Annotated in this window: 13 protein-coding genes and 2 tRNA genes; 3 read left to right on the top strand and 12 right to left on the bottom strand. The window is 54.3% G+C overall.

The features are described 5' to 3' along the window. Window positions 1-112: 112 nt before the first annotated feature. The 12 genes from WC562_03830 to WC562_03885 form a co-directional block, all read right to left on the bottom strand. The gene (locus tag WC562_03830) at window positions 113-427 is read right to left on the bottom strand and encodes a type II toxin-antitoxin system PemK/MazF family toxin (GenBank protein ID MFA5055290.1); all 315 of its coding nucleotides are present in this window, start codon (window positions 425-427) and stop codon (window positions 113-115) included. Further along, a complete protein-coding gene (locus tag WC562_03835; protein ID MFA5055291.1) occupies window positions 427-681 on the bottom strand; it encodes a ribbon-helix-helix protein, CopG family in 255 nt (84 codons plus the stop codon). The genes WC562_03830 and WC562_03835 overlap by 1 nt, the downstream gene beginning before the upstream one ends. 175 nt (window positions 682-856) lie before the next feature. Then, on the bottom strand, window positions 857-1,891 hold the full coding sequence (locus tag WC562_03840) for a hypothetical protein (protein MFA5055292.1): 1,035 nt from the start codon (window positions 1,889-1,891) through the stop codon (window positions 857-859). A gap of 178 nt (window positions 1,892-2,069) precedes the next feature. Then, complete coding sequence (locus WC562_03845) at window positions 2,070-2,696, bottom strand: HNH endonuclease (GenBank protein ID MFA5055293.1); 627 nt, start codon at window positions 2,694-2,696, stop codon at window positions 2,070-2,072. A gap of 69 nt (window positions 2,697-2,765) precedes the next feature. Then, complete coding sequence (locus WC562_03850) at window positions 2,766-3,617, bottom strand: hypothetical protein (protein ID MFA5055294.1); 852 nt, start codon at window positions 3,615-3,617, stop codon at window positions 2,766-2,768. Between the two features lie 45 nt (window positions 3,618-3,662). Beyond that, window positions 3,663-6,050 (bottom strand): phenylalanine--tRNA ligase subunit beta, encoded by a 2,388-nt coding sequence (gene pheT / locus WC562_03855; protein ID MFA5055295.1) that lies wholly within the window; start codon window positions 6,048-6,050, stop codon window positions 3,663-3,665. 295 nt (window positions 6,051-6,345) lie between these two features. Beyond that, window positions 6,346-7,404, bottom strand: a complete 1,059-nt coding sequence (gene pheS / locus WC562_03860) for a phenylalanine--tRNA ligase subunit alpha (GenBank protein MFA5055296.1) — start codon at window positions 7,402-7,404, stop codon at window positions 6,346-6,348. A gap of 486 nt (window positions 7,405-7,890) precedes the next feature. Next, complete coding sequence (gene rplT, locus WC562_03865) at window positions 7,891-8,241, bottom strand: 50S ribosomal protein L20 (protein MFA5055297.1); 351 nt, start codon at window positions 8,239-8,241, stop codon at window positions 7,891-7,893. 11 nt (window positions 8,242-8,252) lie between these two features. Then, window positions 8,253-8,450 carry a 50S ribosomal protein L35 gene (gene rpmI / locus WC562_03870; GenBank protein ID MFA5055298.1) on the bottom strand — a complete coding sequence of 66 codons (198 nt, stop codon included), beginning with the start codon at window positions 8,448-8,450 and terminating at the stop codon, window positions 8,253-8,255. Continuing rightward, window positions 8,428-9,054: a translation initiation factor IF-3 gene (gene infC, locus WC562_03875; GenBank protein MFA5055299.1), complete on the bottom strand. Its 627-nt coding sequence runs from the start codon at window positions 9,052-9,054 to the stop codon at window positions 8,428-8,430. The genes rpmI and infC overlap by 23 nt, the downstream gene beginning before the upstream one ends. A 23-nt stretch (window positions 9,055-9,077) precedes the next feature. Next, the gene (gene thrS, locus WC562_03880) at window positions 9,078-10,817 is read right to left on the bottom strand and encodes a threonine--tRNA ligase (GenBank protein MFA5055300.1); all 1,740 of its coding nucleotides are present in this window, start codon (window positions 10,815-10,817) and stop codon (window positions 9,078-9,080) included. A gap of 82 nt (window positions 10,818-10,899) precedes the next feature. Further along, window positions 10,900-10,976, bottom strand: a tRNA-Val gene (locus WC562_03885). A gap of 250 nt (window positions 10,977-11,226) precedes the next feature. Here WC562_03885 and WC562_03890 point away from each other — a divergent pair. The 3 genes from WC562_03890 to WC562_03900 all read left to right on the top strand — a co-directional run bounded on the left by WC562_03890 (window position 11,227) and on the right by WC562_03900 (window position 14,265). Then, a tRNA-Ala gene (locus WC562_03890) sits at window positions 11,227-11,302 on the top strand. Between the two features lie 114 nt (window positions 11,303-11,416). Then, window positions 11,417-12,187, top strand: coding sequence for an RNA methyltransferase (locus WC562_03895; GenBank protein ID MFA5055301.1), 771 nt, complete (start codon window positions 11,417-11,419; stop codon window positions 12,185-12,187). Between the two features lie 65 nt (window positions 12,188-12,252). Then, window positions 12,253-14,265: a tetratricopeptide repeat protein gene (locus tag WC562_03900; protein ID MFA5055302.1), complete on the top strand. Its 2,013-nt coding sequence runs from the start codon at window positions 12,253-12,255 to the stop codon at window positions 14,263-14,265.

Here is a 14,265-nt window from a genome sequence, read left to right on the forward strand (position 1 = left end):
CGTACGTCCGCTGGCTGAAGCCCCCCGCTCCCCGCCCCACCCCCGCCCCCTCTGCCCCCATGTCCCCCGCCGTAGCGCGGACGGCGGCCGCGGTTTTGCCCCTTTAGGTAAGCTATTCCATGCCCATAGCGAATTGGATGGCCGCATCGATTTCTTTAAGTTTCTTGGCGCTCAAGGTAGTGATGCGGCTGCGAAGGCAGTCTTTGGGAATAGTGGTGATGGTATCCAGGTTGGCTACGCATGCCTGTGGCATTCCTTCCGCCTTGCCCAGGGATACCTCCGAGGGAATATTACGGATGCGGGTGGTGACCGGCGCCACGATTACCAGTGAGCGGACGCTATAGGCTTCGTTACGTGAGAGCAGCACCACGGGGCGCTGCCCCGCCGGCGCTTCCAGCTCCGCCCACCATATCTCGCCCCTCCGCATTACCAGGGTTCCTCGGCAAGGATGGTGCTGGCGGCGCGGCGGGCTGCGCTCACTTCCTCCGGCGTCTCCGGCGTCTGCTGGTAGGCGCGGATGTATTGCTCGCTCTGCTCCTGCTCCTGCTGGCGGCGGAGTAGAGTCTCAACAGCGCGGCGGAAGAACTGGCTGCGGCTCTCACCCCGCTGATCCCGTTCCCGTTCCACCGCGTCGAGAACTTCCGATGGAAGGCTTATGGCAATTTTCGCTGTTTTAGACATGGTGTCACCTTATCATACTGAATTCATACCATAGTATGAAAGAATCAGATGTGTTTGTCAAGTCAACTCCCCCCGCCCCACCCCCGCCCCCTCTGCCCCCATGTCCCCCGCCACAGCGCGGGCGATGGTCGCCTTGTTGCCCCACAGGGATTCGTATATGATCATAGCTCCCGGGTTACAAACTTTTTCTAGAGACTCTGACATTCCTATTGAACTTGAATCCTGATCTATTGCCCTGTTCCGGCTGCAAACCGCTTTCCTTAATTTTCTTTTGAAATAGGTCGTGTGCATCATTCTTTTGTGGACCAGACCATTTTAAAACAGAGGGGACGAGTAAAACTTTGTTGTCTCCATAAAGAGACAATGTCCCATCTTTATCGAACGTAATATTCTTCACTTCGTGCCAGTAAATTCTGTAGGTAGCCAACATACTGCTACATGTGACGCTTTCATCATTAAAAGTGAAATGGTTCACCCTCCAAATCAAGTTGATGACACAAAGTACTGAAAAAGCTACTAAAAAATAAGCCAGACTGTTCTCATGTGCCAAGAACGAGCCGATTGCGCCACCGGCGGATATTACGATGCCCAACAAGGTGTATATCTTGGTCGTACGCAGCCCGACCTTCAAATTATCAGATGGTTGACTGGTTATAAATGCGGGCTTCACCACTGCCGGCTCTTGCTTACTCATGAAGTCTTTTACATTTTTGTTTAGGTTTGATGGCGAACCTCCGCCAGGGTAAGGCGTCGCCTCGCATTCTTGAAGCTTCCTCAGGAAAAAAGCCAATGCGTTTTCCTTATCTGGGCCTGACCAGAACGAAGGTGGAAACACGTTTAGACGCTTTTTATCTGTATGAAGCAAAAGATCTCCACCTTGACCGTATTCTATCTTTTTTATATCGCGCCAATAGATGCGGCGAGTCAGAAAAATGTTGCGCCATGTCACACTTTCTTCGTCGAAGATGAAGTGGCCAGGGGCCAGGATCAGGATAGCTCCTAGTAGTATTACCGCGAAACATATCCAAATCCCAACGTATTGCTGCGCCAGGAACGCGACTATTGCCACAATAGTAAAAACCGTTATACCTATACAGCCGATAATCTTGATACTGCGCATTCCAACTTTATATTGGATAGGCGGTTGTTTTGGCAGAGGTTTACCGGTTTGAATTCCTGGTTCCATCCATCCTGTATCGCTGTCTTTCATCTTATCCCTTTCATAACTATATAGATGAATAAACATCTTTTTAACCCCCCGCCCCCTCCGCTCCCATGTCCCCCGCCGCAGCGCGGGCGACGGGTGCGGTGTTGCCCCACAGGGATTCGTAAACGGCGATGACTTTTATGAGCGCCCCCTGTTGCGCTGGCGAAAGTCCGTCTTGTATTCAAACAGCTTCGCTGATTTTCTTGAAGTAACTTTGAAGCAGGATTTTCTTTGGTGGACCTGTAACTTCGCTCGATGGAGGCAATTTAAACTTTTTTCTAAATTCATCATCTGTCATGGTGTGTTTTCTACTGTTGCATGAACCACATATAAGTTGGAGGTTAGATACATCGTTTGTTCCGCCAACTGCGACAGGGTTCTTATGATCAAGATCAAAGTCAGAAGGCTCGTGTTTCTCTTTCCCGCAATACATACACTTTCCCTTCTGCTTCTTGAATAGTTCTTGCATTATCTCTGTCTTGTGTGAGATGCGTTCGCGGTAGAACTTCTGTTTTTCATTCCCATCTTCTAACTTAGGTTTATCTGTAACAAATTCACTTATATCAACACCTTTAATTCCAGGGAAACCGCCGTTTACTGCTTTTTTTATGATATGGAGAAGGTACTTTTGCTTAGTTGGTATTGGGTCCCAACCATGATGAAGATGGTTTCCTGCGTATTTAATAGTTCTTCTTTGTGCCTTTGTGAGGGGGCCGTGTTGAAGTGCCCAATTAGCCAATTCTAAATAAAACTCTGGCGGATAGCTGCGGAGTTTCGCAAGAGTTGTTGATTCCGGGTAGTTGTTCATGGATGATCTTAACTCTTATCTTCATGTTAACGCAGATATTCTTAATCTTTGCTAATTATTGTAGCACTTTCATTTTCTGCGGGAAGTACGGCGTCTTGCTGAGCAAGGAAGCACCTGGTAGCTTGTGGTATCACCAATTGGTTGCACATCCTTGTATAAGTATTGTAGTACTCTCTTCGCGTTTAACCTTGTTGATTCTGCTAATGCTTTGTATTCATAGAGCATAACTGTTTGAGCTTCCTCTGTAGGATGCATGTAACTCATTTTGCCGTTTTCGCTAACAACGCATTTCCTTATTTTGTCGGGCATATCGGCCATCGGAATTTTCTTATGTGCAGGAGATGACCCTGTCAGAAATTCGTGAGGTTTCTGGAGTTCCAAGTTCGCATGTGTAACGTCATCTCTTGCATTCTTGACAAAGAGAGCAGCCTTAACGATCTCATCATCGTGATTATTCGGTAAGATACCGCACTTTTTGCATTCTGTGATGCATTTGCCGAGAGTCATATCTTTCCGGTTACAACTTATATTTCGACTTTCGAGTTCGTTTTTAAATGCCCTCTCAACTGTTGCAGCCGCAAGCAGGATACAAGCACGGAATTGACCTTGTACGTATGACCAACTTGATTCGCTCCACATTCTAAACATACCTTGTCCCAAGGCATGTCGTTTCTGCTTTTCGGTGGTGTCAACTATATCTACACCTTTGAATGGAACATACTCTAGCTCTATTCCGCCAGTGCCTAGCCCACCGATTTCCTTGAGCCTTTGAGCATGCTCTTCCAAATGATATTCAAAACTCCATCTTAGACTATCTTTAAGCAGATTAAGATCAAGCCGATGTTCTGGATTCCAAGGAGTGCCGTTTTTATTATGTATTGGGAGGTTCTTATTGAGAGGTGTACGCCGTGCTCTTTTCATCGCAGCATTTCCCCCCTAGCTACAGTGAAATAAATAATAGTGAACTTATCCCCTCAGCGTCGCGCCGAGCTCTTTTGTCAGCCGTTCCAGAATCTTCCCCTGCGCCTTGTCCACCTCTTCGTCGGTCAGGGTGCGGTCCGGGGACTGGTAGGAGATGCTCAGGGCCAGGGATTTCTTGCCCTGCGGCACCTGCTTGCCCGTGTAGACGTCAAAGAGGGTGACCCTGGCGGCCAGCGGCGATTTGCCGATGATATCCATGACCTTCTGCGCAGGCGTTTCCACGTCGAGGATTATGGCGACGTCCCGCAGCACGGCGGGGAACCTGGGAAGTGTCTGGAATTCCCTCTCTATCGATGTGGCGGCCAGCAGCTTTTCCATGTCGATCTCGAAGAGGCAGATGGTCTGCGCGGCGATGTCGTACTGCTCGGCGAGGCGCGGGTGCAGCTCGCCCAGTATGCCTATCGATTCTTTTCCGGCGACGATCGATGCCTGCCGCGCCGGGACGAGCGTCTTGTCGGTCGATGTTGTGTACTCGGCGTCGATGCCCAGTCGTTCCATCAATGTTTCGATGATGCCCTTGGCGTCGAAGAAGTCCATGGTGCCGCCTGCGCCGTGCCATGAGCGCTCGATGCGCGGGCCGCACATGATGCCGCCCAGCATCTCCAGCTCGTGCGGCAGGTCGTTCTTTTTCGGGATGTATATCCGGCCGGACTCGAAGAGGCGCACGCCGTCGTCCTCGTGCTTGAGGTTGGCGGCGAGGGTCGAGAGCAGGCCCGGTCTGAGCGATGTGCGCATGTATTCCTGCTCCGGGGTTATCGGGTTCTCAACTTTTAACGGCTTGATTTCTTTATCGAACCGTTTCACGGAGTCGAGGCTGGTGAGCGAGTAGGTGATTATCTCCTGCATGCCGCAGGCGACGAGAATGTCGGTGACGTCGCGGCGCAATGTTCGCATGGGGTCGGGGGTGTGGTGCGGCAGCGCGCCGGAGGGCAGGGTCGTGGGCAGGTTGTCGTAGCCGATGATGCGGGCGATCTCCTCGATTACGTCCTCGGCCAGCCTGACCTCGGTGCGCCAGTAGGGAACCGTTATCGACAACTCATCTGTCGTCTTTTCGTCGCATTTAAATCCGAGCGATGTCAGGACTCTCTTAATATCGGCGGGCGGTATCTTGACGCCGAGCACGCGCTCGACCTTGGTTAACTTCAGATCGATCTTTACCTCCGGCTGTTTTCCCGGGTAAACGTCGATGATGCCTTTGGCGATCTGGCCGCCGCCGATCTGGGCCAGTAGCTGGGTGGCGCGGCGCAGCGCGTGTATGGGCAGCTCCGGGCTCAGGCCTTTCTCGAATCGGTTCGAGGCCTCGCTGCGCAGCTTGAAGCGGGCGGAGGTGCGCCGGATGCTGGCGGGGTTGAAGTTGGCCGACTCCAGCAGGACGTTCACCGTGGCGTTGGAAACCTCGCTGTCGGCGCCGCCCATGACGCCGGCCACGGCCACGGGCCCGGCGCCGTCGTTGATCATGAGCGTATCGCCGGTGAGCTCGCGCTTCACGTCGTCCAGCGTGGCCATCACGTCGCCGTCTTTAGCGCGCTTGACGATTATCTTGCCCTGCGCCAGCCTGTCGAAGTCGAAGGCATGCAGCGGCTGGCCGAACTCCAACATTACATAATTAGTGACATCAACAACGTTGTTTATCGGGCGCTGGCCGCAGGCGGTCAGGCGTTTCTGCATCCACGCGGGGGAGGGCCCGACCTTGATTCCGGTGACCAGGCTGGCGGTATAGCGCGGACACAGGTCGGCGTCCGCTATCTCAACCGAGGCCTTCGATTCGATCGCCGTATCCGATTCTTTATAGTCGAGGCCCGGCAGCTTCATCGGCTTGCCTGTTATGGCCGAGACCTCGCGTGCGATGCCGATGACGGAGAGCAGGTCGGCGCGGTTGGCCGTTGTCTCCACGTCGAGAACCGTATCGCCCAGGTAGCTGTCGAGGGTGGTGCCTATCGGCGCGTCGGCAGGAAGAACTAAAATACCCTCGTGGCTCTGCGATATGCCCAGCTCGCACTCGGAGCAGACCATGCCCTGCGACTCCACGCCGCGTATCTTGGCCTTCTTCAGCTTCGATTTTTTTCCGGTGTCGGGGTCGATAAGCTCGGCGCCCATGCGGGCGAAGGCTATCCTCTGGCCGCAGGCCACGTTGGGCGCGCCGCAGACCACAGTGACCTTCTCCGTCTGGATATCGATGGTGACGAGGTGCAGCTTATCGGCGTTGGGATGCTGCTCCACGCTCAGGACAAGGCCGACGAAGACGTTGTCCCAGCCGCCGGCGCCTTCTATGTCCCCGACCTCGGCCCCGGCCATGGTCAGCTTATGTGCCAGCTCGGCGACGGGCATGTCTATGTCCACGTATTCTTTTAGCCAGCTTATCGGTGCTTTCATTTAGCTAAGTGTATCAACCCCCTGTATCCCCCACTCATGGGGGAATTTTAAAAAGATAGGGGACACCCCTAAGACCCCGTCAGGAGAGGAATCTCCTGTACCTTTCTTTATCGTCATTCCGGCGAAAGCCGGAATCCATATCGGGCGAGACGACCTCGCCCCTACATTTCTAATCTGTCATTGCCCGACGTAACCTGTAGGGGCGACCCTCGTGGTCGCCCATGGCGGGCAGGCACAAGACCTGCCCCTACTATCTACCCTCTCCCTCCGCAGGGGAGAGGGTCAGGGTGAGGGCCTAAAACTGCCTTAAAAATCTCAAATCGTTGCCGTAGAACAGCCGTATATCGTCGATTCCGTACTTGAGCATGGGTATGCGTTCGATGCCCATGCCGAAGGCGTATCCGGTGTACTTCTCCGGGTCGTAGCCCACGTTGCGCAGCACCTGCGGGTGCACCATGCCCGCGCCCAGTATCTCTATCCATCCGGTGCCGGAGCACAGGCGGCAGCCCTTGCCCTTGCACACGAAGCAGTCGATGGCCATCTCGCAGCCCGGCTCCACGAAGGGGAAGTAGTCGCAGCGGAACCTGACCCTGCGTTCCTGGCCGAAGATGCGCCTGGCGAACTCGTAGAGCGTGCCCTTGAGGTCGGCGAAGGTTATGCGCTCGTCGACGGCCAGCCCCTCTATCTGGTAGAACATGGACTCGTGCCTGGCGTCAGTAGCCTCGTACCTATAGCATTTCCCCGGGACGACGACCCGCACCGGCGGCTTGGTCTTCTCCATGACGCGTATCTGCATGGGCGACGTGTGCGTGCGCAGCAGCATGTGGCGCTCGCCCTTATCATCGCGCTGGTCGATCCAGAACGTGTCCCACATGTCGCGGGCGGGGTGGTCCGCCGGTATATTCAAAGCGTCGAAATTGTAGTGTTCCCACTCAACTTCAGGCCCCTCGGCGATCTGGAACCCCAGCGAAGCGAAGACGTCGCAGACCTCGCGCAGCATCTGCGTGGAGGGGTGCAGCCGTCCGGCGCTCACGGGGCGGCCGGGGAGCGTGATATCGAATTTCTCGCCTTTGGTCTCTTTGGCCGAGGTCTCCATGTCCTCGTAGAGACGTTCCTTCATGGCAGTGAGGTTCTCTTTGTAGAGCATGTCCAGCATGCCCTTGACGTCGTTAGCGAAGGCGCCCACGGCCTTGCGCTGCTCCGGCGAAAGCGTCGCCACACTGCGCAGTATGTTTGTCAGCTCGCTCTTCTTGCCGAGATGAGCGACGCGCCAAGCCTCCAGGTCCTTGACGCTGGCGATGTGTTTAAGCTCTTCCAGGGCTTTGGCTTTTATTGCTTCGAGGTTCTTGAGCATATCGTCTGCTATTATAGGCTACGCATAGCTAGGGGTCAAGGAGAGTAGATAGTGAGTAGCGAATAGCGAGTAGCGTGTAGGGGCGAGGTTGTCTCGCCCGCTGTCATTACGAACGAAGTGAAGCAATCTCTTTCTACACAGGTTATTGGAATGATGAGATTGCCACGTCGTCCTTCCACACAGGCCAATAGTGGAAGGACTCCTCGCAATGACAATAGTGGAAGGACTTGCCCTGCCCGATAGAGAGGGCGCAGCAAGCGGCGCCCCTACTTAGCCCTCTATTTATATGTAGGGAGAGGTTATCAAAAAAAGAGGTGCAGGAGAAGAAGTCTCCTGACGGGGTTACAGGGGTGTCCCCTGATATACAAAATGTCCCCCAACGTGTGGGGGACTACAGGGGGTTCGGTCGACAGCTCGGAGCGGAATCGATACAAAAGAAAACACCCTCGTACAGAGGGTGCTCTTTGTCAGTAGATCGAATTTCTATCAGCTCTTCTTAGCGGCCGCTACGACCTTGGCGAAGGCGTTGGGGTCGCGAACCGCCATATCCGCCAGCACCTTGCGGTTGATATCGATTCCAGCCTTGTTGAGGCCGTCGATGAACGTGCTGTATGACATTCCTTCTGCGCGCACCGCGGCGTTGATACGGGCGATCCAGAGGCGTCTGAAATCCCCTTTGCGCTGGCGTCGGTGCATATATGCGTAATGCAGGGAATGCAGCATGGCTTCATTCGCAACCTTATAATGTATATGCCTGGACGCGCGCTGGCCTTTTGTGATGTTCAATATTTTTTTGTGCCGTCTGTGTGCGGCGACGTTACCTGTAGCTCTTGGCAATTGAATCCTCCTTAAGAATAGGGCAGAAGCTTCTTAATCTTCGATTTAAATACGGGATGCAGGGGCAGCTTGGCATCGTAGGCCTGCTTGGCCCGCCTCGATTTGTTTCTGCGCAGGTGGCTCTTGCCGCCCTTCATGCGCATTATCTTTCCCGAACCGGTTACGGTGAACCGTTTCTTAGCTGGCTTATGAGTCTTTAGTTTGGGCATCCGTTGGCTCCTTGTCTATTTCCGCTGCCGTTTGTTCCTGTGACGGCTTCTTTACTTTTCCAGGGGAGAGGATCATGATCATGCGCCTGCCGTCCATAACGGCGGACCTTTCTATTACGATCTCTCCTTCCAGTTCTTTGGCCACCCTGTCGAGCAGTTCCTTGCCCAGCTCCGGGTGAGTTATCTCCCTTCCGCGGAAGATTATCGATACTTTTACCTTATCGCCCTCTCCGAGAAGTTTTCTGATCGTCCTTGTCTTGAACTCGATGTCGTGATCGCCTATCTTGGGCCTGAGCTGTACTTCCCGGATGTTGATAGATTTCTGCTTTTTTCTGGCCTCGCGTTCCTTTTTGGTCTGTTCGTATTTGAACTTTCCGTAATCGATGAGGCGGCATACCGGGGGGACCGCTTGAGGGGCTACCTCAACAATATCAAAACCTCGTTCGTTGGCTACCTCTCGTGCTTTGAAGAGGGGCATTGTTCCAAGCTGCTCGCCCGTCTCGCTTATCAGCCGCACCTCTTTACCGATGATCTGCTGATTGACCCTATACTTCTTATCTATTGCCCGTCCCCCTTTAGATAATGTGTCATACAGAATCGAAATATACTATATTCCAGCCCTAAAAATCAAGCCGTTTTACTGGAAACGGCGTCTTTTGCCATCTGGATGAAGTCCTCGATCGACTTCTTTCCCAGGTCTTCATTGTTCCTGAGCCTTACTGAAACCGAGGAGCTCTCAGCCTCCTTGTCGCCGACGACGAGCATGTAAGGTATCTTCTGGAGCTGCGCTTCACGTATCTTGGAGTTCATGCGCTCCGAACGCGCGTCGATCTGCACCCGGAAGCCCTCGCCCTTGAGTCGCGATTCCAGATTACCCGCATATTCAAGGTGCCTGTCTGCGATGGGAATTATCATTATCTGCACCGGCGCCAGCCAGACGGGGAAGGCCCCGCCGTAATTCTCCACCAGCACACCGAAGAAGCGCTCCAGGCTGCCCATGAGAGCGCGGTGCACCATGTACGGTCGCCGCTCCTTGCCGTCCTCGCCGATGAAGGTCATGTCGAAGCGCTCCGGCAGGTTGAAGTCGAATTGAATCGTGGAGCACTGCCAGTAGCGGCCCAGCACATCCTTTATCTTGATATCGATCTTGGGCCCGTAAAATACCGCCTCGCCCTCCTTGCGCTCGTGCGGCAGGCTGCGGGCGTCCAGCGCCTTGATCAGCGAGCGCTCGGCCTGCTCCCACATGTCGTTGCTGCCGGCATATTTATCGAGCTTGTTGGGGTCGCGCACGCTCAATTCGACTTTGTAATTATCGAAGCCGAAGGCCTGCAATATGCTCAGGCAGAAATCGAGCACCCTCGTTATCTCGTCCTCTATCTGCTCAGGGGTGCAGACGATGTGCGCGTCGTCCTGGGTGAAGCCGCGCACCCGCAACAGGCCGTGCAGCGTCCCGCTGCGCTCGTAGCGGTACACCGTGCCCAACTCGGCCCAGCGCAGCGGCAGCTCGCGGTAGGAGCGCAGCCGCGTCTTGTAGATCATGATATGGAACGGGCAGTTCATGGGCTTTATGTAGTAGTCCTGCTCGTCGATCTGCATCGGCGAGTACATGCTGTCCTTGTAAAAGCCCAAGTGTCCCGATGTCTCCCACAGGTGCGCGCGCCCGATGTGCGGCGTGAAAACTATATCGTATCCGCTCTCCAGGTGACGCTTGCGCCAGTAGTCCTCAATAAGCACGCGGATGAGCCCGCCCTTTGGGTGCCAGTAGGCCAGCCCGGCCCCGGCCTCCTCGTGGAAGCTGACCAGGTCGAGTTGTTTTATCAGGCGGCGATGATCGCGGGTCTCGATCTCCTCCAGCCGCTTGAGGTGCTCGTCCAGCTCGGCTTTGGTCTCGAAGGCGGCGCCGTAGATGCGCTGCAGCATGGGCCGCTTCTCGTCGCCGCGCCAGTAGGCCCCGGCGATGCTCAGCAGCTTGAAGGCCTTGACCTCTCCGGACTTGCCGACATGCGGGCCGCGGCACAGGTCGGTGAATTTGCCCTGGCGGTAGACGCTCACATGCTCGTCGGGTATTTCATCGATGAGCTCCAGCTTGTATGGTTGGCCGGCGAAGATGCGACGCGCCTCGTCCTTGCTCATTTCCTCACGGGTGAACGGCACGTTCTGAGCAACTATCTTCGACATGAGCTTTTCGATCTGGGGCAGGTCGTCGGGCGTCAGCGGGCGCGGCAGGTCGAAATCGTAGTAGAAGCCGTTCTCAATCGTGGGCCCGATGCCGAACTTGGCGTCGGGAAATAGCGATAGCACCGCCTCGGCCATTATGTGCGACGCCGAGTGTCTCACCTGTTCGATGTGTTCTTCCTGCCCGCTCATTGTCTACTATTTCGCTCTCTATCTAATGAATAGCCTCCCGCCCTGAAGGGAACGAGAGGCTCGCTCGAAGGGACGAATTGAATGGTGGGCGGTATTGGAGTCGAACCAACGACCTCTGCGATGTCAACGCAGCACTCTTACCAACTGAGCTAACCGCCCACTGCATTGCTTTACATATGGAAGTGTACAGAAATCGCTATGTGAAGTCAAGATTGACGTTTGTAGGGGCGAGGTCGCCTCGCCCTTCTTGCGGGCAATCACAAGGATTGCCCCTACGGGAACGGTCGAATAGGTGTGCCCCCCGGATTATTCATCTTCCCCCAAGATTGGGGATCTGAGGGTTGATTCCTCTATCCTCTAATTCTTTCAGATTGAACTCGCTGCGGTTTTATGCTAAACTCTTGCGCGTGGGGCTGTAGCTCAATAGGGAGAGCGTTTGACTGGCAGTCAAAAGGTCGGGGGTTCGAAGCCCCCCAGCTCCACCAATCAGTGTCAGATTCAGAAATCCCTGCCGTCGAGACTTGAAGATGGAGGGATTTTATGTTTATATAGACTATCCTGTCGGGCTTAATCGTATCGATTTCGAAAGGTAGATAGCTATGTACGGGGAACGCAAATCTCTAAAGCCGTTGAAGTGGTATAAAGCGCTGGCGACGGTCAAGGGTCGTGAGTCATCGGGCGCCTTTTTAATCGAAGGAGACAGGGCTGTAAGGCAGATTATCGCAGGCCATCCGGATTCGGTCGTAGAGATATTAACAATGGGTGAGCTTGCGCCCGTATACAGCGATTATCCGGGCCGGCTTCTCACGGAGAGCCAGTTCAAATCGATATGCCTGACCAAGACGCCCCAGGGTCCTCTGGCAGTTATCAGGATGCCGGACGACGTGGAGTCGTGCGATATTCCTATCGATGCGGGGGACAGGATTTTACTTCTTGAAGATATACAGGACCCGGGGAACGTCGGGTCTCTGATACGGAGCGCGGCGGCCTTCGGGTACTCCGGCGTGGTCATGTCCGATAAATGCGCCGATCCCTTCTCGCCGAAATGTGTCCAGTCGACTGCGGGCGCGGTGCTGTCTCTGTGGATAAGACGTACGGCTTCGTACCTGAGTATCATCGTAAATCTAAAATCGCGCGGTTACAGCCTGATCGCGACGGTATTGACAGGCGAGGATACCCTTTCCGTTATTCCCGGATCAGGCAGGATAGTTTTGGCTTTAGGGAACGAGGCTGACGGGCTTTCCATGCCGGTCATCGAGTTGTCGAATTATCGCTGCAAAGTTCCTATTCATGACGAACATATCGAATCGCTGAACGTGGCGGCCTGCGGGGCCATATGCATGTATGTCACTTCCGCAAAACCCCGGTAAAAGCCCTTCACAAACTCGGTTTCCTTTTGTTATACTTACCTAATTTTGCCCTAACATGAGGTTGTATGTCGTCTGATTTACTGCAGCTCGGCGGCGAGTATTTCGCGCGCGGGATGTTCGCCGATGCGATATCGGAATACAGTAAGGTAATCGATAAATATCCTCAGATGGTGGAAGCTTATCTGGGAAGGGCAGCGGCTTACCAAATCCAGGGTGAGGTCGACAGGGCGTTGGAGGACTATAGCAAGGCTGTCCGGCTGAACCCGGCTGAAGCCAGGGCGTATCGCGGCAGGGGTGATGCCTACATGGGGTTGGGCACCGCTGTCTGTGCCGTCTCCGATTATACCGAGGCCATAAAGCTGTGTCCTCGTGTTGCGGAGCTATACGCCAGCCGCGCGGCGGCCTATATGGAGCTCGGCATGCACCAGCACGCGGTCAATGACTACGAAAAGGCTATCGACATGAGTCCGGACGACGCGTGTCTGTATGACCGGCGCGGGATGATGTATCACAACCTTCATGAGTACGAACGCGCCATAGATGATTACAATAAAGCTATCGAATTGAACCCGGAATTCGCCGCGGCGTTTAATCACCGAGGGCTTGTTTACCAGAGCAGGGGCGAGCTGGCCAGGGCTATCGATGACTACGATCGTGCCATAAGCATCGATCCTTGCAGCGCAGGAGCGTATCAGGACCGGAGCATAGCCTATTACAACCTGGGTGAATACAGGAGGGCGCTCGAGGACTGCAACGCGGCGATAAGCCTCGATATTCGAGATCCAAAGGGATATATCAATCGCTGTCTGGTGAATTACAGCATCGGAGATTATAAACAGTCCCTGATGGATTGCGACGAGGTGATAGTTTTAGATGCCAGCGATTCTTGGGCTTATCATAACCGTGGCATGGTGCGGTACAGCCTGGGCGAATTCGAACTCGCGATCGAGGATTACGATAGGGCCATTCAGCTGAACCCGTCATGCACGCTGAGCTATAACAACCGCGGTATCGCGTATCATGATCTGGGAGATCTGGAGAAGGCTATCGCGGACTACGGCGAGGCCTTGCGTCTGGATCAGAACGATGCTCAGGCGTATTACAATCGCGGTCTTGCCTACAATGATATCGGCAAGCCGCTCCAGGCTATCGAGGATTACAACAGGGTTTTGAAATTACAGCCTGATGACGCGCAGGCTTTGTATCATCGCGCGCTGGCCTGTATCGATGTGGACAGGTTCAGGCAGGCCATCGATGATTGCGATGCGGCGCTTCTCATCGAACCGTGTGGCAGTGAGATATACTACGTTCGCAGCCTTGCCTATGCCAATCTGAAAGAGTTCCAGAAGGCGATAGAGGGTTGTAATGAAGCGATTGAACTGGACCCGTATAACGCCTGCGTTTATCAGTGCCGCGGGATGATACATCATGAACTCGGTGATTATGGACGCGCCATCGAAGACTATAACAAGGCTGCCAGCATCGATAATCATGACGCGCGTACGTATCAGAGCCGCGGCGCCGCATACTATAAGCTTGGTGACTTAGAGAAAGCCATAGCTGATTATGACCATGCCATCAAACTTGATCCCAACGATTCGATAAGCTACTACGACCGCGGCCTTGCTTTTGCCAGCATTGGCGACTATCAAGAGACGATACGCAGCCTGGGTGATGCCGTCCGAATCGATCCTGATGATGCAACCGCTTATTATAACCGCGGCCTCATTTATCATAAGTTAGGTGAGATGGACAGGGCGGTGGAGGACTACAGCAGGGCAGTTAGGTACGATTCCGGCCACGCTTTAGCCTACTATAACCGCGGCCTTATTTATCATAAGAAGGGATGTTACCAGCAGGCCGTGGATGATTATAGCTGCGCTATCCGTATAGAGGAACACAATATCCAAGCCTATCACAATAGAAGCATTGCCTACAATGATATGGGTGAATTCGAGCGGGCCGTCAGGGACAGTGAAGAGGTGGCGCGGCTTGAATCGAGCGGTAAGCTACTCCGGCAGGACGACGGCCTGGACGGGTATCAGACGAAGCGCAGTGGCGGCGCTCCGCGTTACTAG

This window comes from Dehalococcoidia bacterium, from assembly GCA_041649635.1.
Classification (GTDB): Bacteria; Chloroflexota; Dehalococcoidia; order E44-bin15; family E44-bin15; genus JAYEHL01.